Source organism: Thioprofundum lithotrophicum, assembly GCF_055387065.1.
This window is the reverse complement of sequence record NZ_AP042379.1, coordinates 2,617,836-2,637,720: the sequence shown is the minus strand read 5'-3', so window position 1 is coordinate 2,637,720 and position 19,885 is coordinate 2,617,836. Positions and strand designations below refer to the sequence as shown.

Genomic DNA, 19,885 nt, shown 5'->3' with positions numbered 1-19,885 from the left:
GCGAGCAGTGCAGAAAATGAAAAACATCCGATACAGCACCATCGAGGGGAACAGCGCGGGCTACCTGGCCCTGCTGGCGTTACTGGGCGCGTTTGCCGGTGCCGGCCTGATCGCCGTGTACTTCATGGAACATTACGGCCACTACATCACCGGCATGACCAACCAGATCGTGTGGGGGACGCCGCACGTGTTCGCCGTGTTCCTGATCGTGGCCGCATCGGGCGCCCTGAACACGGCCTCCATCGCCTCGGTGTTCGGCAAGACCGCCTACAAGCCCCTGGCACGGCTTTCCGGCCTGCTGGCCATCGCCCTGCTGGCCGGCGGCCTGATGATCCTGGTGCTGGATCTCGGCCGGCCCGATCGCCTGATCGTGGCCATGACCTACTACAACTTCAAGTCGATCTTCGCCTGGAACATCATCCTCTACAACGGCTTCTTCCTGCTGGTGGCCATCTACCTGTGGACCATGATGGACCCGACCAAGACCCAGTACACCAAGGTGGCCGGGGTCAGCGCCTTCGTCTGGCGCCTGATCCTCACCACCGGTACCGGCTCCATCTTCGGCTTCCTGGTGGCCCGCCTGGCCTACAACGAGGCCATCATGGCGCCGCTGTTCATCGTCATGTCCTTCGCCTTCGGCCTGGCGATCCTGATCCTGGTCACCATGGCCGCCTACAAGTGGACCGGCCGGCCCCTCGGTGATGCCCTGCTGCGGCGGCTGAAGAACCTGCTGGGCGTGTTCGTGGCCGGCACCCTGCTCCTGCTGCTGGCCTACCATCTGACCAAGCTCTACATCACCCAGTACCACGGCGTGGAGGCCTTCATCCTGCTCAATGGCGGCGTCTACACCCAGCTCTTCTGGCTGGGCTGGATCCTGCTCGGCAGCCTGGTGCCCCTGGCCATCGTCTACCACCCCACCTGGGGCCGAAACCGCGGCCTGATCGGCTTCGCCTCGGCCCTGGTGATCCTGGGCGGGCTGGCAGCCATGTACGTCATCATCATCGGCGGCCAGGCCTATCCGCTGCTGATCTTCCCCGGCAAGGAAGTTTCCAGTTCCTTCTTCGACGGCATCGTCAACAGCTACACGCCGAGCCTGCCGGAAGTCCTGCTGGGCCTGGGCGGGATGGCCGTGGCCATGATCATCGTGGCGCTGGCCGTGAAGGTCCTGCAGTTCCTGCCGGAGAGCCTGGCTGACGAGGTGGTGGATCCCCATCACAAGTAAGCGTCCAGTCCTGCCACACCGGACCTGCGCAAAAGGGGATTGCAAAATCCCCTTTTGCCGTTTCGGATCCCGCACATGAACCGATTGCTGATCTCCGCCGCCCACAAGTCTTCGGGCAAGACCACCCTCAGCATCGGCCTGTGCCGCGCCCTGCGGGAACGGGGCCGGCACGTCCAGCCATTCAAGAAAGGGCCCGACTACATCGATCCCATGTGGCTGGGGCTGGCCGCCGGCCGTCCCTGCTACAACCTCGATTTCTATACCCAGGCGCGGGAGGAAATCCTCGCCAGTCTCGCCCGCCATGCCGGCGAGGCCGATCTGGCCCTCATCGAGGGCAACAAGGGGCTCTACGACGGCCTGGATCTGGAAGGCAGCAACAGCAACGCCGCCCTCGCCCGCCTCACCCGCACGCCCGTCGTGCTGGTGATCAACGTCCAGGGCATGACCCGGGGCATCGCGCCCCTGGTCCTCGGCTACCAGGCCTTCGAACCGGAAGTGCGGATCGCCGGCATCATCCTCAACCAGATCCGCGGCGCACGCCACGAGGCCAAGCTGCGTGCCGTGCTGGAACACTATACCGAGGTGCCGGTGGTCGGCGCCGTCTATCACGACCCGGCCATGACCATCCACGAGCGTCATCTGGGCCTGGTGCCGAGCAACGAGAGCGGCGATGCCCGCGCCTTCGTCGAACACATCGGCGAACGGGTCGCGGCCCAGGTCGATCTGGAGGCCATTCTGGCCATCGCCGCACAGGCTCCGCCCCTGCCGGCCAGCGACGTCACCTGGCCGCAACCTGCTGTCCGCCGCGACGTGCGCATCGCCATCGCCCGCGATCCGGCCTTCGGCTTCTACTATCCCGACGATCTCGAGGCTCTGGAAGCGGCAGGGGCCGAACTGGTGCCCTTCTCGCCCCTTGCCGACAGCCGGCTGCCGGACTGCGACGGCCTGTTCCTCGGCGGCGGCTTTCCCGAGACCCACATGGAGCGCCTCTCCGCCAACCGGGCCATGCGCGAGGCGGTGCGCGAGGCCATCGAAGCGGGGCTGCCGGCCTACGCCGAATGCGGCGGGCTGATGTATCTGTCCCGCCGCCTGCGCTGGGAAGGCCGGGAAGCCGACATGGTCGGCATCCTGCCCGTGCCCGTGGTCATGCACGACCGGCCCGTGGGCCGGGGCTACGTCCAGCTCGAGGAAACCGCCGCCCACCCCTGGCCGGGGCAGCCGGGCCAGCGGATCTTCCCCGCCCACGAGTTCCATTACTCGGCCCTGGAACCCCTGCCCGAGGGGACCCGCTTCGCCTACCGGGTACACCGCGGCATGGGTGTCGACGGCAACCACGACGGCATCGTCTACCGCAACCTGCTGGCCGCTTACGCCCATCTTCGCGACACTTCCCACAATCACTGGGCACCGCGCTTCGTGAACTTCGTGCGCGCACAACGGGCCGCCCATCGTGTATAATTGACTATTGCGCTAGGTTATTAATCCACACACGGAGTCATCCCATGTTCACAGTCACCCCCGCCGCCGCGGAACAGATCATCAAGTCGGCCCGCGAAGGCCAGATGGAAGGCATGCCCCTGCGCATCGCCGCCCGCCGCGAAACCGATGGCAGCATCCAGTACGCCATGGGCTTTGCCGACGAGACCACCGAGAACGATCTCAGCTTCACCGAGGAAGGCGTCACCATCGTCATCGCCCCCTCCAGCATCGATCTGCTCAACGGCTGTACCCTCGATTACGTACAGCTCGACGATGGCGAGTACAACTTCATCTTCCTCAACCCCAACGATCCCAACTACACGCCGCCGCAGAACGACGATTCGGGCACGGAACACGCCCTGTAACCGTTCCGGGACGCTTCCGGGGTATAATCAACGGCTCATGGCGACGCATCCCGACCAGATCCGGCATCCCGACGACGGCAGCGCCTTCGACACGGAATGCTGCCGCCAGCGCGGCCGCCTGTGGCGCAGCCATCTGTGCGTGCTGATCTTCAGCATCGCCGGCCTGCTGATCCTGATGGCCGCGGCCGGAAGCTGGCTGATCGAGCGAGCCGGTTACCCGCCCACCGGCCACCTGCTGATCTGGCTGCCGACCCTGTTCGGCCTGGTGCTGACCACCCGCCTGGTGCGGCAGATCCAGCGCACCCTGCTCGAACCCCTCACCGCCCTGCGCCAGTGGGCCCAGGATCTGCGTGAAGGCAAGCTCGGCGCCCGCCTGCCCCGCACCGCCTCCCGGGACTTCAACGCCCTGTACGAGGACATCAACGAGCTGAGCGACAAGCTGCAGGCCCTCACCCACGACATGCAGAGCCAGGTCCGCGCCCAGACCGAGCACATCGAGCGCAAGACCCACTCGCTGGAAATCATCTACGACGTGGCCGCCAGCATCAACGTCTCCCGGGATCTGGAGGATCTGCTGACCCGCTTCCTGCACACCCTGCGCGACGTGGTCAATGCCCGCGCCGCCGTGGTGCGGCTGATGACCGACGACGGCCAGATGCGCCTGGTCTCCAGCATCGGCCTGGACGAGGATCTGATGAAGCGCGAACAGCTCATCCCCTCCGACAGTTGCCTGTGCGGCAGCGCCTACCGGGACGGGACGGTGCTGTTCGAGAAGAACATCACCCATTGCGACAAGATCGTCGGCCGCTCCTTCTTCAACGACGACAACATCGGCATGATCGCCGTGCCCCTGCAATACCGGGACAAGACCCTGGGCGTGTACAACCTGTTCGTGGATCACGAGGATTTCGCCGATCAGGAAGACATGGTGGGCCTGCTCACCTCCATCGGCCGCCACCTGGGCATGGCCATCGACAAGGCCCGTCACGATGACGAGTCCAACCGCCTGTCGATCATGGAAGAACGCACCCGCCTGGCCCACGAGCTGCACGACTCCCTGGCCCAGACCCTGGCCAGCCTGCGCTTCCAGGTGCGGGTGCTGGACGAGACCCTGCGCCAGGGCCAGGAGCCGGCCATCTGGTACGAACTGGAGAAGATCGAAAACAACCTGGACGAGGCCTACGCCGAACTGCGCGAGCTGATCACCCACTTCCGCGCGCCCATCGACAAGCGCGGCCTGGTACCGGCCGTGGAGCATCTGGTGGAGCGCTTCCGCAACCAGAGCGAGATTTCCATCTTCCTGCAGAAGGAGTGGAACGTCCTGCAACTGCCCGCCAGCGTCGAGGTCCAGGCCCTGCGCATCATCCAGGAAGCCCTCAACAACATCCGCAAGCACAGCCAGGCCCATGCGGTGCGGGTGATCATGCGCTCCGACGTGCAGGGCGACTGCCACATTCTGATCGAGGATGACGGCGTGGGCATGACCCTGCTGCCCGAATCGGATCGCACCTCGGGCGATCACCTGGGCCTGTCCATCATGGAAGAGCGGGCCAAGCGGATCGGCGGCACCGTGCGCATCGAGAGCGAACCGGGCGAAGGCACCCGGGTCATCCTGCACTTCCGCTATCCCGAACCGGCCCCGGACGACGAAACCCACAGCGTGCGGGTCGACCTGCCCACGGCCAAGGTGCTGCCATGAGTCTGCGCGTGCTGCTGATCGACGATCACACCCTGTTCCGGGTGGGCCTCGAAGGCCTGCTGGCCAGCCGCGGCATCGAGGTGGTGGCCTCGGTGGGCAGCGGCCAGGAATGCCTGCGCCTGGTGGAGGAACTGCAACCGGACGTCATCCTGCTCGACATGCGCATGCCCGGCATCGACGGCCTGGGGGTGCTGAAGATGCTGCGCCAGGAGGGGCTGGAACTGCCCATCGTCATGCTCACCACCAGCACCGAGGAGAGCGATCTGCTCGAATCCCTGCGCCAGGGCGCCCAGGGCTACCTGCTCAAGGACATGGAGCCGGACGAGCTGGTGCTGGCCCTGCGCGACATCGTCTCCGGCAAGACCGTGGTGGCCCCGGATCTGGCCCCCATTCTGGCCAAGGCCGTGCAGGGCGGCGGTGGCGAGCCCGAGGAGCCGGAAGACGACAGCCCCTTCTCGGAACTGACCCCGCGCGAGACCGAAATCCTCGGCCTGCTGGCCGAGGGCCAGAGCAACAAGGCCATCGCCCGCAACCTCGGGATCTCCGACGGCACCGTCAAGCTGCACGTGAAAGCCATCCTGCGCAAGCTCGACGTGCACTCGCGCGTGGAAGCCGCCGTGATGGCCGTCGAACACGGCTTCTCCCGCAACGCCTCCGGGAACAACGGCTAGACAGCTGATCCGAATTGTGTTGACCGAAATTGGCAGGTTCCATCCTGTAGGAGCGGCGCAAGCCGCGAAACGGTATCCCTTCGCGGCTTGCGCCGCTCCTACAACGAACCATTCACGTCAAAACAATTTTGAGACATTCAATATTCAGAGCGAAACGCCATGAAACGCTTCAATGAACTGGTCGCCGAGGCGGCCGAACACGTCAGGGAAATCTTTCCCTGGGATCTGGAGGAGATCCTTCAGGAACGGGAAGTGATGCTGCTCGACGTGCGCGAGCCCTACGAATTCGAGGCCATGCACATCGAAGGCTCCCTCAACGTCCCCCGCGGCGTGCTCGAAACCGCCTGCGAATACGACTACGAGGAAACCGTGCCGGAACTGGTGGAAGCCCGGGACAAGGAAATCGTCGTGATCTGCCGTTCCGGCAACCGCAGCGTGTTCGCCTGCGAGGTGATGCAGAAGATGGGCTACACCAACGTCGTCTCCCTCAAGACCGGCCTGCGCGGCTGGGCCGATTACGAACAGCCCATGGTCAACGGCCAGGGCCAGCCGGTCTCGGAAGACGAAGCCGACGAATACTTCACCCCCCGCCTGCGCCCGGAGCAGCTCAGCAGCAATGCGAAATGATCAGGCTGTCTGCAAACAACGCAGCGGGCGCAGAGACGCAGAGGACGCGGAGATTTGTTTTGATTTGATGGCCCGTGGCCGGTTTCTGTAGGAGCGGCGCAAGCCGCGAACAATGCAGGGACGAGTGGCGAGGGCCGAGGGCCGAGGAAAAACGTGGTTGATTGGCTTCGACAGCCTCGTCCCTCAGCCCTGATTTATCGCGGCTTGCGCCGCTCCTACACGGGGTGGAAAGCTTTTCTGCAAAAAACTCTGCGTCTCTGCGCCCTCTGCGTTCCTTCCACCGAGCCTGGCTGGGGTTCTCACCCCTGCCCGCAGGACCCACACCCGGGATTGACCTCGCTCTTCGTGCGGTATTCGTATTTCTTGCGGTCCTTGCGCCGGCCATTGGGGGCGGCCTGCTGGATGATCACGCCCTTGACCTGCTCGATGGCGATCTCGCGGGCTTCGTGGGCATAGGCTTCGTTGAGGGGCACGAGGTAATACTTGTCCTCGTGGCGGCGGAGCTGGCGGAAGATGTAGCCGTTTTCGATCAGGGCAATGACGTAGGAACCATCGGTGGCCAGGCCTTCCGGATCGATGATGATGATGCAGCCCTTCTTGAACTCGGGCTCCATGCTGTCGTCGATCACCTGCAGGGCGAACGGCTCGGCGGACGCGCAGCCGCTGAGCTCATCGGGCGCCGGCGCCATCTGGGAACGTTTCATCTCGGCCATGACAATTCTCCTCGCTGTGAACACCCATTATAGCCGGATCTGACCTGTAGGAGCGGCGCCCTCGCCGCGACCAGTTGGTGGCTGGTAGCTGGGGCCGGGTAGCTGGAACAAGTGTTGACGGTTTTTTTCCAGCTACCAGCTACCAGCCACCTACTACCGCCGCATCGCGGCTTGCGCCGCTCCTACAAGGAGATTTCCTCCCCCACCTCCTCAAGCCCGGCTTCCTTTGCCACCACCTGCCGCTCCTCCTGCTGCAGTTCCCACATCTGGGCGTAGAGTCCACCCTGGGCGAGGAGTTCGGCGTGGGTGCCCTGTTCGACGATGCGGCCCTGGTCCATGACCAGGATCCGTTCGGCATCGACGATGGTGGAGAGGCGGTGGGCGATGACCAGGGTGGTGTGCTGTTCGGCCACCTGGCGCAGGGCGTCGAGGATGGCCCGCTCGGATCGGGAGTCGAGGGACGAGGTGGCCTCGTCGAAGATCAGGATCGGCGGGTTCTTGAGGATCACCCGGGCAATGGCGATGCGCTGCTTCTCGCCGCCGGAGAGCTTCAGGCCCCGTTCGCCCACCAGGGTTTCGTAGCCCTCGGGCAGGCTGACGATGAAGTCGTGGATGGCCGCCAGTTTCGCCGCCTGCTCCACCTCTTCGCGGCTGGCGTCGGGCCGGGCGTAGAGGATGTTGTAATAGATCGATTCGTTGAACAGCACCGTGTCCTGGGGCACGATGCCGATGGCCTGGCGCAGGCTGTCGAGAGTGACATGGGCGATGTCCTGGCCGTCGATGGTGATCCGCCCGCGCTCCACGTCGTAGAAGCGATACAGCAGCCGTGCCAGGGTGGACTTGCCGGCGCCCGAGGGCCCCACCACGGCCACCTTGTGGCCGGCGGGAACCGTGAAGCTCACGTCTTCGAGGATCCGCCGCTCGGGCTGGTAGGCGAAGGCCACGTGCTCGAACGCCACTTCGCCCTCGCGCACCACCAGCGGCCGGGCATCGGGCGCATCGCCGATCTCGGGCGTCTCGTCGAGCAGCTTCCAGACCCGATCCATGTCGGCCAGGGTGTGCTTGAGCATGCGGTAGACGATGCCGAGGAAATTGAGCGGGATGAACAGCTGCAGCATCAGGGTATTGACCAGCACCAGATCGCCCAGGGTCATGCTGCCGTCCACCACGCCCTGCCCGGCGTAGATCATGATCAGGGTCACGCCCACGGCGATGATGGCGCCCTGGCCGAAGTTGAGCAGGGCCATGGAGGTCTGGCTCTTGACCGCCGCGTTCTCCCATTCACCCAGGGTGCGATCGTAGCGCTGCAGCTCGAAGCGTTCGTTGTTGAAGTATTTCACCGTCTCGTAGTTGAGCAGGCTGTCCACCGCCTGGCCGTTGGCCTTGGAGTCGAGGCGATTCATGGTGTGCCGGAAGTGCATGCGCCATTCGGTCACCGCCAGGGTGAAGGCGATGTACACGGCCACGGTGAGGAAGGTCACCAGGGCAAAGTGCCAGTCGTACTGGCCCAGCAGCAGGAAGGCCACCAGCACGAATTCGGCGGCCGTGGGCAGGATGTTGAACACCAGGTAATTGAGAATCGAACTGATGCTCTGGGTGCCCCGCTCCAGATCGCGGATGATGTTGCCGGTACGCCGCTCCAGGTGATAGCGCAGCGACAGCCGGTGCAGGTGTTCGAGCACCTGCCGCGAAAGCCGGCGCATGGCGTGATAGCGCACCCGGGCGAAGATCGCGTCACGCAGTTCGTTGAACAGGGAACTGCCCAGGCGCAGGGCGCCGTAGGCCAGAAACAGCACGATAGGCAGGGCCAGCAGGCGGCCCTGGCTGGTGTCGAGGGCATCGACGATGTGCTTGAGCACCACGGGGATCCCCACCGTGGAGACCTTGGCCAGGATCAGGCTGGCCAGCGCCAGCAACACCCGGCCGCGGTACTGCCAGACATAGGGAAACATGCGCTTGAGATTGCGCAACTCCTGGCTGCCGACCGTGGGGGCTTCGGTGTAACGTTCGATGCGCATGATTCCCGGCTATCGAAGAAAGGTGGGAGATATTATCATAAGGCCGAACCGCCCCCTGAACCGTTGCGGCATCTCCCTGTCAACCTTGTGGGAAAGCCCGACCCGAATGGAACACAGCATGTCCCGGATTGCCCGCCTCTGGTTGTTCCTCCTTGCCCTGGCCTTCCTGCAAGCCTGCAGTGACGACGATCACCCGGCGCGCAACGGAAAACGGGAACGCTCCCCGATCACCGTGGCCGTGGCCACGGTCGGCGACGGTCCGCTCGCGGGCGAACAGACCGCCAGCGGCCGGCTCGAAGCCAGCCGCCGCGTGCAGATCTTCAACCAGGAAGCGGGCCGCGTGCTTGAGCTGCCCTGGCATGCGGGCGACCGGGTGCGCCGCGGCGAACTGCTGGTGCGCATCGACGATCGGCTGATCCAGGCCCAGTTGCGCAAGGCCCGGGCCAGCCTCGCCCAGGCGCGCAGTGACCGGCAGCGGCTCGACGCCCTGTTTCGTCAGAAACTGGTTTCCGAAGAGGACATCGCCCGCGCCGATACGGCCATCAAGCTGGCCCAGGCGGAGGTCAGCCAGCTCGAGACCCGCCTCACCCGCACCCGCATTCTGGCGCCGTTCGATGCCATCGTCAGCGAACGGCGTCTCGAGCCGGGCGACGTGGCGCCCCTGCACACCCATCTGCTGACCCTCATCGATCCGGCCCGGCTCAAGGCCGTGGTGTTTCTCTCGGAGCTGCTCGCCGAAGGCCTGGCCCCCGGCCAGCCGGTGCAGTTGCGGATCGATGCCCTGGGCACCCGCTTCCTCGCTGGCCGCCTCCTGCGCCTGACGCCGGGCGTGGACACGCGCAGCCTCAAGCGACGGATCGAAATCGCCTTCACGCCGCCCGCCGGCGCCCTGCCCGGCCAGTTCGTGCGCGTGCGCCTGCCGGTGCGCACCGCCGCCAGGCTGCACGTGCCCTTCCTCGCCGTGCGCCACGACAGCCACGGCGCCTATGTCTATCGCCTGGATGACGATGGCCGGGTGCGCAAGGTGCGGATCGTCACCGGACTGCAACTGGGCGAGCACATCGCCGTGCGCCAGGGCCTGGCCGCGGGCGAGCGGGTGGTGGTGAAGGGCTTCACCGGGCTGCGTGACGGCCGGACCGTCCGCGTGGCCGGCGGGGACGACTGAACATGGCCGTGCGCCCGCGCACCGGGGGGCTCGCCGCCTGGTCCATCCGCCGCCCCGTGGCCACGGTGATGCTGGCGCTGACGGTGGTGGTGCTGGGGCTGTTCTCCCTCGATCGCCTGGCGGTGGATCTGCTGCCCCACATCATCTACCCGGAAGTGCGGGTGCGGGTGCTCAATCCCGGCGTGCCGGCGCGGATCATGGAAGACGAAGTGACCCGCCAGCTCGAGGAACAGCTGGCCATCACCGAGAACGCCATCGCCGTACAGTCCACCACCACCGAGGGGCGCAGCTCGGTGGATCTGAGCTTCCCCTACGGCACCGACATCGACCGCGCCCTGCGTGACGCCAGCACCCGCCTGGATCGGGCCCGGCGCTTCCTGCCCACCAGCATCGAGCCGCCCATCATCTACAAGCGGGATCCGGCCCAGATCCCGGTGCTGGAACTGGCGGTCAGCTCCCGCGGGCGGGATTCGGTGCAGTTGCGCGACTGGGTCGACTACGCCTTCCGCAACTGGTTCCTGAACCTGCCCGGGGTCGCGGCCGCCGAGGTGGGCGGCGGCCAGGTGCGCGAGATCCGCATCCAGGTGGATCAGGAACGGCTCGCCGCGCTGGGGCTCGATTTCGCCGACATCGAAGCGGCGCTCTCGGCAGAGAACCGGGAATACCCGGGCGGGCGGATCCTGGTGGCCGGCCGCGAACTGGCCAGCCGGGCCGACGGCCGGGTGCGCGAACCGGCCAGGCTTGCGGCGCTGCCCATCGGCGAGCCGGACGCCAGCGGCAACGCGCCACGCCTGGGCGACGTGGCCCGGATCTTCGACACCCACGAGGACGAACGGCTGCGGGTGCGTCTCGACGGCCAGCCGGCCATCAAGCTCTCCATCCAGAAACAGCCGGGCGCCAATACGGTGGCCGTGGTAGACGCGGTGCGCGAGCGGCTCGCCTGGCTGCGCCAGCAGCGGGTGATTCCGGATGACATCGACGTGGCCGTGATCGCCGATCAGTCCGTGTTCATTCGCCACTCCCTGCGCAACGCGGCGCTGGCGGTGCTCGGCGGGGCGCTGCTGGCCATGCTGGTGGTGTGGCTGTTCCTGGGTGACCTCACCCGCACCCTGATCATCGGTCTGGCCATTCCGCTGGCCATCCTGGTGACCTTCATCATCATGGCCGTCTTCGGCCTGACCCTGAACATCATGACCCTCGGCGGCCTGGCGGTGGGCGTGGGCATGCTGGTGGACAACACCATCGTCATGCTCGAGAACATGACCCGCCACCAGCAGGCCGGCGAAGGGGAAGACGAGGCGGCGCGCAACGCCGCCGCGGAAGTCACCGGCGCCATCACCGCTTCCACCACCACCAACCTGGCGGCCATCCTGCCCTTCCTGTTCATCAGCGGGCTCATCGGCCTGCTGTTCCGGGAACTCATCGTCACCATCTCCGCCGCCATCCTGGCCTCGCTGGTGGTGGCCATCACCCTGGTCCCGGCCCTCGGCGCCCGCAGCCGGCTCGCCGGGCGCCCGCCCCGCGTCGTGAGCCGCGCCCTCGACGCCCTGCGCGAACGCTACGCGGCCCTGGCCGCCCGTCTGCTGCCCCACGGCCGCTGGCTGCTGTTCGGCCTGCTGCCGCTGCTGGCGCTGTCCGCATGGCTGCTGCTGGCCCGCACGCCGATTTTCCTGCCGCAGGTGGACGAAGGCCGGGTAATCATCAGCGTGAGCAGCGATCCGGGCACCGAACTGGACGCCATGGATGCCACGGTGCAGCGGATCGAGGAGGTGATTCTGCAAAGTCCCGAGGTCGAGTCCCTGTTCGTGACCGTGGGCGGCTTCATCTTCGGCCGCTCCGAGTTCCAGTCCAGCCATTTCAGCGGCCTCTACGTGCAACTGGTCCCGGCCAGCGAGCGGACCCTGTCCAGCCAGCAGTGGGTGCGCCGCATGCAGCAGGCCATCGGCAGGCTGGACCTGGTGGGCTACCGGGTGCGCCTGCGCGTGCGGGGCGTGCGCGGCGTGCATCTGGGGCGGGGCGACGACGACATCAGCGTGCGCATCCAGGGCGACGACCTCGACACCCTGCGCCGGCTGGGCGATGCCGCCGTGGATCGCCTGCGCCGGATCCCGGGGCTGCGCAACGTGCAGCACAACTACGAGGCCCTGCGCGAGGAACTGGTGGTGCGCGTGGACCGCGAACGGGCCGCCACGCTGGGCATCGATACCGAGGCCATCGGCCGGGCGCTGCAGGTGGCCCTGGAAGGGCGGCCGATCTCCGACTACCGGGAGGGCGATCGCCGCTATCCCATCCGCCTGCGCCTGCCCCGCCACGCCGTCGACAGCCTGGAACGGGCCCGGCGCCTGCTGGTGGGCTATCGCAACGGGCAGCCCGTGCGCCTGGGCGAGGTGGCGCAGCTGGCCATCGTCGCCTCGCCGGATCGCATCAAGCGCGACAACCAGCGGCGGATCGTGGAGATCAGCGCCAGCCTCGGCCCGGACCTGCCCCTGGGCCAGGCCCTCGACGCGGTGGACGCGGCCCTGGCCGACTTCCCCCTGCCCGACGGCTACAGCCTCTACGACGGCGGCGTGCGCCAGCAGTTGCAGGAGAGCGAGGGGCTGGGCAAGGTGCTCCTGGGACTGGCCCTGTTCCTGGTATTCGTGGTCATGGCGGTGCAGTACGAATCCCTGCGCAATCCGCTGATCATCCTGCTCGGGGTGCCCTTCAGCCTGCTCGGCGTCAGCGCCGGACTCTACGTCAGCGGCCTGCCCGTCTCCATTCCCGTATGGCTTGGGCTGATCATGCTCGCCGGCATCGTGGTCAACAACGCCATCGTGCTGGTGGAACAGATCGAGATCGAACGGGAAGCCGGCCTGCCCCTCACCGAAGCCATTCTCGAAGCCTGCCGGGTGCGCCTGCGCCCCATTCTCATGACCACCCTCACCACCGCTGCCGGCATGCTGCCCCTGGCCCTCGGCCTCGGCGAAGGCGCCGAAATGCTCCAGCCCCTGGCCGTGGTCATCGTCTGGGGCCTGCTCTTCTCGCTGCTCGTCAGCCTGTTACTGGTACCCGCCCTCTATTACATGGTGCATTTGACGGCAGAGGAAAGAGGCAAGAGGCAAACGTCCGGGTAGGAACGACACAAGCCGCAATGGGCGGTAGCGGGGAAAGGCGTTCGAGTTTCCCGGCAAGGTAGGAGCGGCGCAAGCCGCGAAATGCAGCAACGGATTGTGTTGGAGGCCCCTCTCGGGAAAAACCGGCTGTCACCAGCCACCCGTCCCCCGCTACCGCCTGTCGCGGCTTGCGCCGCTCCTACGGTTCCATCAACCCCGAACGCAGCCCTTCACCCCGAGATCGGATACGTCGCCGCGCCGCTGGCGTCGGGGTGGAACCATTCGAGCTTGTCGTGGAGCTTTACCACTTCGCCGACGATGATCAGGGTCGGGGGTTTGACGTCGTTTTCCTTCACCAGCCGCGGCAGGGTGGCGAGATCGCCGATGTGGACCTTCTGCTGTTGGGTGGTGCCCTTCTCCACCAGGGCGGCCGGGGTATCGGCGGGCAGGCCATGTTCCACGAGCTTGGCGCACAGGCCCTCGATCTGGGAGAGGCCCATGTAGAAGACCACGGTCTGGCCCGGCTGGGCGATGGCCTCCCAGTTGAGTTCATGGCTGTCGTCCTTCAGGTGGCCGGTGACGAACAGGCAGGACTGCACGTAGTCGCGGTGGGTGAGCGGGATGCCGGCGTAGGCGGCGCAACCGGCGGCGGCCGTGATCCCCGGCACCACCTGGAAGGTCACGCCCTCGGCCATCAGGGTCTCGATCTCCTCGCCGCCCCGGCCGAAGATGAAGGGATCGCCGCCCTTGAGGCGCAGCACCCGCTTGCCCTCCTTCGCCAGGCGCACCAGCAGGGCGTTGATGTTCTCCTGCTTCAGGGTGTGCTGGTTGCGCGCCTTGCCGGCATAGATGAACTCGGCATCGCGGCGCACCAGATCCAGCACCTCGGCGGAGACCAACCGGTCGTAGACCACCACATCGGCCTGCTGCATCAGGCGCAGGGCGCGGAAGGTGAGCAGATCGGGATCGCCGGGCCCGGCGCCCACCAGATAGACCTCGCCGGTCTTCGGCGGCGGCTCGGCCTTCGCCACCGCCTGCTCGAGCAGTTCCCGGGCTTCCCGATCCTTGCCGGCCATCAGCCGATCGGCCACCGGCCCCTCGAGGATCCGTTCCCAGAACTGGCGGATGGCATTGCTGTCGGGCAGGCGGGCCTTGACCTGCTCGCGGTAGGACTCCACCAGCTTCGCCAGGCGGCCGTAGGCAGCGGGGATGAAGGTCTCCAGGCGCGCCCGCAGCAGGCGCGCCAGCACCGGCGAGGCGCCGCCGGTGGAGATGGCGATCTGCACCGGGTCCCGATCGATGATGGAAGGCACGATGAAACTGCACAGCGCCGGCGCATCCACCACGTTGACCGGGATTCCGCGCCCCTTGGCGGTTTCCGACACCTGCCGATTGACCGCCTCGTCGTCGGTGGCGGCGATGATCACCATCTGGCCGTCCACGTGGCCGGGACGGAAACTCTCGGGCAGATGACGGATTTCACCCTTCTCCGCCCGCTGCGAAAGCTCGTCGCACAACTCGGGCGCCACCACGGTCACCTCGGCCCCGGCGCGCTGGAGCATGAACACCTTGCGCGAAGCCACCTGGCCGCCACCGACCACCAGGCAGGGCTGGCCCTGCACGTTCATGAAAAGAGGAAGAAACTTCACGTCGGCTCCGCTGACTTGTGGAAAATGGCCGAAAAATCAATCGACAGGCCAATCGAACCAGTAATTCTACCACCGATGCCCCGCCCCCCGAACCTTGCCCGTTGGGGTACGCTGTTCCCCTCGGCCTATCCCGAGAGGAAAATGCCCCCATGACACAAGCCTCCACCCGTTCACCATGACGACCCTGAAGGGCATGGTTGCCGCCGGCCATCCGGCCACCGCCGAGGCGGCGGCGGAAATCCTGCATGCCGGCGGCAACGCCTTCGATGCGGTGGTGGCTGCCCATTTCGCCGCCTGCATGGCCGAACCGGTACTCTGCTCCCTGGCCGGTGGCGGCTTCCTGCTGGCGGCGCCGCGGGGCGGGCCGGTCCGCGCCTGGGACTTCTTCGTCCACACCCCCCGCCGCAAGCGCCCGGCAGACGAGATCGACTTCCACCCCATCCATGCCGACTTCGGCACCGCCCGGCAGGAGTTCCACATCGGCCTCGGCGCGGCCGCCACGCCCGGCGCCATTCCCGGCCTGCTGGCCATCCACCGGGATCTGGGCCGCCTGCCGCTGCGTGAACTGATCGTCCCGGCCGTGGCCCTGGGCCGGGAGGGGATCCGCCTCAACACCTTCCAGGCCGGGATCTTCCGCATCGTGGCCCCCATCTATCTGGCCACCCCGGAAAGCCGCGCCATCTACGCCGATCCGCAGGACTCCGGCCAAGTGATCGGCGCCGGCCAGCGCCTGCGCCAGCGCGAACAGGCCGATTTCCTCGAGGCCCTGGCCCGCGAAGGGGAACGCCTGTACCGGGAAGAGATCGCGGCCAGCGTCGAGAGCCTGTGCCGGGAAGGCGGCGGCCATCTTCGCCGGGATGACCTGCGCCACTACAGCGTGGCCGTCCGCGCGCCGCTCTCGCTGCCCTACCGGGACGCCCGCCTGTTCCTCACCCCGCCCCCCTCCACCGGCGGCCTGCTGGTGGCCTTCGGGCTGCAACTGCTCGCCAGCCTCGAACGGCACACCCTGCGTGCGGACGCGGGCTGGCTGCCCGCCCTGGCCCGCACACTGGCCCTCACCGCCGAGGCCCGCCAGCCCCTGGAGAACCCCGCCCTGGCCGAATCGCTGCTTCCCCTGCTGGGCGCGGATCGGCTCGAGCGCTGGCGCCGGCGGCTCCACGGCGCCCTCGCCCGCCGCGGCACCACCCACATCAGCGTCATCGACGCGGAGGGCAACCGGGCCAGCCTGACCACCAGCAACGGCGAAGGCTGCGGCCACCTCATTCCCGGCACCGGCATCATGCTCAACAACATGCTCGGCGAAGCCGACATCAACCCCGCCGGCTTCCACCGCTGGCCCACCGGCACGCGCATGATCTCCATGATGACCCCGGCCCTGCTGGAGCTGGCCGACGGCACCGCCATCGCCCTCGGCTCCGGCGGCTCCAACCGGATCCGCAGCGCCATGCTCGAAGTGATCTCGCGCCTCGTCGATCAGAACCGGCCCCTGCACTCGGCCATCACCGCCCCCCGCCTGCACGTGGAAGGCCGGCACCTGGATCTGGAAGCCGGCTTCGACCCCAAAACCCGCGACCGCCTCCTGGCCGACTTCCCCGACCACACCCTCTGGCCGGAACCCAACCTCTTTTTCGGCGGCGTGCATGCCGTGTTGCATCGGGAAGGGGAATTCGCTGGTGCCGGCGATCCGCGGCGGGGTGGCGCAACATCGGAGTAGGAGCGGCGCAAGCCGCGATTATGCGGTGGCGGGTAGCTGGGGACGGGTAGCTGGAAACGGCACTCGGTTTTCCCAGCTACCAGCCACCCGCAACCCGCTACCGCCGTGGTCGCGGCTCGCGCCGCTCCTACAGAAAAATGCCGGGAAATTGGAGAAATCGGGCGGGAACTTCGAGAATCGTGCCAGGAACTGCAGCGAACGACCCTAGTCCCTCGCCACTCGTCCCTCGGCCCTGAATTGGTCGGGGCGAGAGGATTTGAACCTCCGACCACCGCAACCCCATTGCGGTGCGCTACCAGACTGCGCTACGCCCCGAAAGAATCGGTATGCCGTTTGAAAGGCGCCCGTGGAAGGCGCGGTATCTTACCCCAGGCCGGGGCAGGATGGAAGGTGTCGTTTCAACGATCCAGGGTGAGCAGGCGGGCCACTTCCTCGAGTTCCTGGCGGATTTCCCGCAGGATGGCCTTGTCGTTGTGCAGCGGATCGGTGTGGTTGTTGTGGTTCTCCGACAGTTGCAGGCGGGCGCCACCGATGGTGTAGCCCTGCTCGTAGAGCAGGCTGCGGATCTGGCGGATCATGATCACGTCCTGGCGCTGGTAATAGCGGCGGTTGCCGCGGCGCTTGACCGGCTTGAGCTGGGGGAACTCCTGTTCCCAGTAGCGCAGGACGTGGGGTTTGACGGCGCAGAGCTCGCTCACTTCACCGATGGTGAAATAGCGCTTGCTCGGAATCGGCGGGAGCTCATTGTTGTTCGTGGGTTCGAGCATAAGCCTCTACTTTTGCCTTGAGTTTCTGTCCGGGGCGGAAGGTGACGACGCGCCGGGCGGTGATGGGGATTTCCTCTCCGGTTTTGGGGTTTCTGCCGGGCCGTTCCTTCTTGTCGCGCAGGTCGAAGTTCCCGAAGCCGGAAAGCTTGACCTGCTGGCCCCGTTCCAGTGCCCCACGGATCTCCTCGAAGAACATCTCGACAATCTCTTTCGCTTCGCGCTTGTTCAGCCCCAGTTCTTCGAACAGGCGCTCCGCGAGGTCGGCCTTCGTCAACGCCATGTTGTTATGCTCTTAGTGTAGCCCCAAGCTTCTTGTTCAGCACATCGAGGATGCGAACCACTTCGGCCTCGACTTCAGTATCCTTAAGAGTGCGCGAAAGATCCTGCAAGGTCAAGCCCAATGCCAGACTTTTTCTTCCTAAATCAATACCTTCGCCCGTATACACGTCGAACAGCTCGATGTCCGTGAGGTGCTCTGCGCCCGCCTCGCGGATGGTCTCGAGCACCCGGGCCGCCGGGATGTCGGCATCTACCACCAGCGCAATGTCCCGGCGGATGGAAGGGTATTTCGACAGCGGCCGGTAGGCCGGCACCCTCCCCGTCTGCAAAATATCTGCTTCCAATTCAAACAGATACACCGTCTGCGACAGACCCAGAGCGCTGGCCTGGGCCGGATGCAGGGCCCCAACCCGGCCCACCGTGCGGCCGTCGCGATCCACGATGGCGGCACTCTGGCCCGGGTGCAGGGCGGGATGGCTGTCGGCCTTGAAGGTGAAGTCCGCACGACGCCCGGTGAGGTCCAGCAGGGCTTCCACATGCCCCTTGGCGTCGAAAAAGTCCACGTTGCGCGGGGGAATCCCCCATTGTTGCGGTGCAACGCTTCCGGACAGCACACCGGAAACCATCATTTCCTGTTTGATTTCAGGCTCTTGCCTGATGAATCTCAGACCGCACTCGAACAAGCATAACCGATTTTGCTGTCGATTCAAGTTGTATTGCGCCGCCTGCAGCAATCCGGGCCACAGGGAGGTGCGCATCACCGCCATGTCGCTGGCGATGGGATTGGCCAGTTCGATGGCCGGATGGTCCGGATCCAGGCGTTTTTGCAGGTCCGGATCGACGAAACTGTAGGTGATGGCCTCGGCATAGCCCAGATCCACCAGCCGCTCGCGGATCCGCTCCAGGCTCACCTGGGCCTCGGGCCGCTGCGGCATGCGCAGGTGCACGGCGGGGGTGGTCTCGGGCAGGTTGTCGTAGCCGTGGATGCGGCCCACCTCCTCGATGAGATCCACCTCCAGGGTGATGTCGAAGCGGAACGACGGCGGCGTGACCTGCCAGGTGCCCTGCCCGCCTTCCATCTGCATGCCGAGGCGGCTCAGGGTGTCGACCACCTCGTCGGCCGGAATGGCGGTACCGAGCACCCGCTCGATACGGGCCTCGCGCAGGCGCACCGGCGTGCGCGGCGGCAGATGCGCGGAAACGACCTGTTCGATGACCGGGCCGGCCTGGCCGCCGACGATCTCCAGAAACAGGAAGGTGGCCCGTTCCAGGGCCTGCAATTGCAGTTCGGGGTCCACGCCACGCTCGAAGCGGTGCGAAGAGTCGGTGTGCAGGCCGTAGGAACGCGCACGGCCGGCGATGGCCAGGGGCGAGAACCAGGCGCTCTCCAGGAAGATGTCGGTCGTGGCGTCGCCTACGGCGCTCTCGGCGCCACCCATGATGCCGGCCAGGGCCAGGGGGCGCTGATCGTCGGCGATGAGCAGGGTGCCCTCGGTCAGGGTCACTTCCTGGCCATCGAGCAAGGTCAGCTTCTCGCCGGCGGTCGCTCGGCGCACGTGAATGCCCCCGGCAATGCGGGCCAGATCGAACGCATGCATGGGCTGGCCCAGTTCCAGCAACACGTAGTTGGTGACGTCCACCACCGGACCCAGGCTGCGCAGACCACTGCGCCGCAGCTTCTCCTGCAGCCACAGGGGCGTGGTGGCCGCGGTGTCGATGCCCCGGATGATCCGGCCCGCGTAGCGCGGGCAGTCCTCGGGCGCCTCCAGATGCACCGCGAGGGTGTCCTTGATGGCATTGGCCTGGGGCGGAATTTCCGGCCCTTCGACGGGCACCCGGTTGAGCACGCCCACCTCGCGGGCCACACCGGCAATACTGAGGCAGTCGCCCCGGTTGGGCGTCAGGCCCAGCTCGATGGTCACATCGTCGAGTTCCAGGTATTCACGCAGATCGGCCCCCACCGGCGCATCGTCCGGCAATTCCATGAGCCCTTCCGACTGCTCGGCCAGGCCCAGCTCGCTGGCCGAGCAGAGCATGCCGTGGGAGGGCACGCCGCGCAGCTTCGACTTCTTGATCCTGAACCCGCCGGGCAGCTTCGCCCCCACCAGCGCGACTGGCGCCCTCAGCCCTTCGCGCACGTTGGCCGCGCCGCAGACGATCTGCAGCGGTTCGTCGCCGCCCACGTCCACCTCGCAGACCCGCAGCTTGTCGGCATCGGGATGGGCTTCGACCTTGAGGACCCGCCCTACCACCACCTTGCTGAACTCACCGGCCACCGGCTCGACGGCATCCACCTCGAGCCCGGCCATGGTGAGCTGGTGGGCCAGCTCCTCGGTGGACACCGGCGGATCGACCCATTCACGGAGCCATTTTTCGCTGAATTTCATGCCTGTCTATCCGGTTCGAATCTCTGTTGTGTTTTCCC

15 protein-coding genes and 1 tRNA gene are annotated in these 19,885 nt (G+C 66.5%); 9 read left to right on the top strand and 7 right to left on the bottom strand.

The window, feature by feature from the left end:
• Positions 1 to 16 precede the first annotated feature (16 nt).
• From nrfD to ACZ5BH_RS12545, 6 genes are all read left to right on the top strand, one after another.
• Positions 17 to 1,222 (top strand): NrfD/PsrC family molybdoenzyme membrane anchor subunit, encoded by a 1,206-nt coding sequence (gene nrfD / locus ACZ5BH_RS12570; protein WP_464889605.1) that lies wholly within the window; start codon positions 17 to 19, stop codon positions 1,220 to 1,222.
• Positions 1,223 to 1,297: 75 nt separating this feature from the next.
• A complete protein-coding gene (locus tag ACZ5BH_RS12565) occupies positions 1,298 to 2,680 on the top strand; it encodes a cobyrinate a,c-diamide synthase (RefSeq protein WP_464889604.1) in 1,383 nt (460 codons plus the stop codon).
• 44 nt (positions 2,681 to 2,724) lie between these two features.
• Complete coding sequence (locus tag ACZ5BH_RS12560; RefSeq protein ID WP_464889603.1) at positions 2,725 to 3,066, top strand: HesB/IscA family protein; 342 nt, start codon at positions 2,725 to 2,727, stop codon at positions 3,064 to 3,066.
• 37 nt (positions 3,067 to 3,103) lie between these two features.
• Complete coding sequence (locus tag ACZ5BH_RS12555) at positions 3,104 to 4,765, top strand: GAF domain-containing sensor histidine kinase (RefSeq protein WP_464889602.1); 1,662 nt, start codon at positions 3,104 to 3,106, stop codon at positions 4,763 to 4,765.
• Positions 4,762 to 5,436 carry a response regulator gene (locus tag ACZ5BH_RS12550; RefSeq protein ID WP_464889601.1) on the top strand — a complete coding sequence of 225 codons (675 nt, stop codon included), beginning with the start codon at positions 4,762 to 4,764 and terminating at the stop codon, positions 5,434 to 5,436. Before ACZ5BH_RS12555 ends, ACZ5BH_RS12550 begins: the two co-directional genes overlap by 4 nt.
• A 159-nt stretch (positions 5,437 to 5,595) precedes the next feature.
• Entirely contained in the window at positions 5,596 to 6,063 is a 468-nt protein-coding gene (locus ACZ5BH_RS12545; RefSeq protein WP_464889600.1) for a rhodanese-like domain-containing protein, read from the top strand.
• Positions 6,064 to 6,362: 299 nt separating this feature from the next.
• Here the strand turns inward: ACZ5BH_RS12545 and ACZ5BH_RS12540 are convergent, their stop codons facing one another.
• Both ACZ5BH_RS12540 and ACZ5BH_RS12535 read right to left on the bottom strand, forming a co-directional pair.
• Positions 6,363 to 6,776, bottom strand: coding sequence for a S24 family peptidase (locus ACZ5BH_RS12540; protein ID WP_464889599.1), 414 nt, complete (start codon positions 6,774 to 6,776; stop codon positions 6,363 to 6,365).
• A 182-nt stretch (positions 6,777 to 6,958) separates the two neighbouring features.
• Entirely contained in the window at positions 6,959 to 8,794 is a 1,836-nt protein-coding gene (locus tag ACZ5BH_RS12535) for an ABCB family ABC transporter ATP-binding protein/permease (RefSeq protein WP_464889598.1), read from the bottom strand.
• Positions 8,795 to 8,912: 118 nt separating this feature from the next.
• Between ACZ5BH_RS12535 and ACZ5BH_RS12530 the strand changes: the two genes are divergently transcribed.
• Positions 8,913 to 9,959 (top strand): efflux RND transporter periplasmic adaptor subunit, encoded by a 1,047-nt coding sequence (locus ACZ5BH_RS12530; RefSeq protein WP_464889597.1) that lies wholly within the window; start codon positions 8,913 to 8,915, stop codon positions 9,957 to 9,959.
• Between the two features lie 2 nt (positions 9,960 to 9,961).
• Complete coding sequence (locus ACZ5BH_RS12525) at positions 9,962 to 13,072, top strand: efflux RND transporter permease subunit (RefSeq protein WP_464889596.1); 3,111 nt, start codon at positions 9,962 to 9,964, stop codon at positions 13,070 to 13,072.
• Positions 13,073 to 13,281: 209 nt separating this feature from the next.
• Here the strand turns inward: ACZ5BH_RS12525 and cysG are convergent, their stop codons facing one another.
• Positions 13,282 to 14,700: a siroheme synthase CysG gene (gene cysG / locus ACZ5BH_RS12520; protein WP_464889595.1), complete on the bottom strand. Its 1,419-nt coding sequence runs from the start codon at positions 14,698 to 14,700 to the stop codon at positions 13,282 to 13,284.
• A 175-nt stretch (positions 14,701 to 14,875) separates the two neighbouring features.
• On the opposite strand from cysG, the gene ACZ5BH_RS12515 reads away from it, so the two are divergent.
• Complete coding sequence (locus tag ACZ5BH_RS12515) at positions 14,876 to 16,414, top strand: gamma-glutamyltransferase family protein (RefSeq protein ID WP_464889594.1); 1,539 nt, start codon at positions 14,876 to 14,878, stop codon at positions 16,412 to 16,414.
• Positions 16,415 to 16,652: 238 nt separating this feature from the next.
• Here the strand turns inward: ACZ5BH_RS12515 and ACZ5BH_RS12510 are convergent.
• The 4 genes from ACZ5BH_RS12510 to pheT all read right to left on the bottom strand — a co-directional run bounded on the left by ACZ5BH_RS12510 (position 16,653) and on the right by pheT (position 19,847).
• Positions 16,653 to 16,729: transfer RNA gene (locus tag ACZ5BH_RS12510), tRNA-Pro, on the bottom strand.
• A gap of 83 nt (positions 16,730 to 16,812) precedes the next feature.
• Entirely contained in the window at positions 16,813 to 17,181 is a 369-nt protein-coding gene (locus ACZ5BH_RS12505) for a MerR family transcriptional regulator (RefSeq protein ID WP_464889593.1), read from the bottom strand.
• Positions 17,156 to 17,461, bottom strand: coding sequence for an integration host factor subunit alpha (ihfA, locus tag ACZ5BH_RS12500; RefSeq protein WP_464889592.1), 306 nt, complete (start codon positions 17,459 to 17,461; stop codon positions 17,156 to 17,158). The genes ACZ5BH_RS12505 and ihfA overlap by 26 nt, the downstream gene beginning before the upstream one ends.
• Positions 17,462 to 17,465: 4 nt before the next feature.
• Positions 17,466 to 19,847 carry a phenylalanine--tRNA ligase subunit beta gene (gene pheT / locus ACZ5BH_RS12495; RefSeq protein ID WP_464889591.1) on the bottom strand — a complete coding sequence of 794 codons (2,382 nt, stop codon included), beginning with the start codon at positions 19,845 to 19,847 and terminating at the stop codon, positions 17,466 to 17,468.
• Positions 19,848 to 19,885 lie beyond the last annotated feature (38 nt).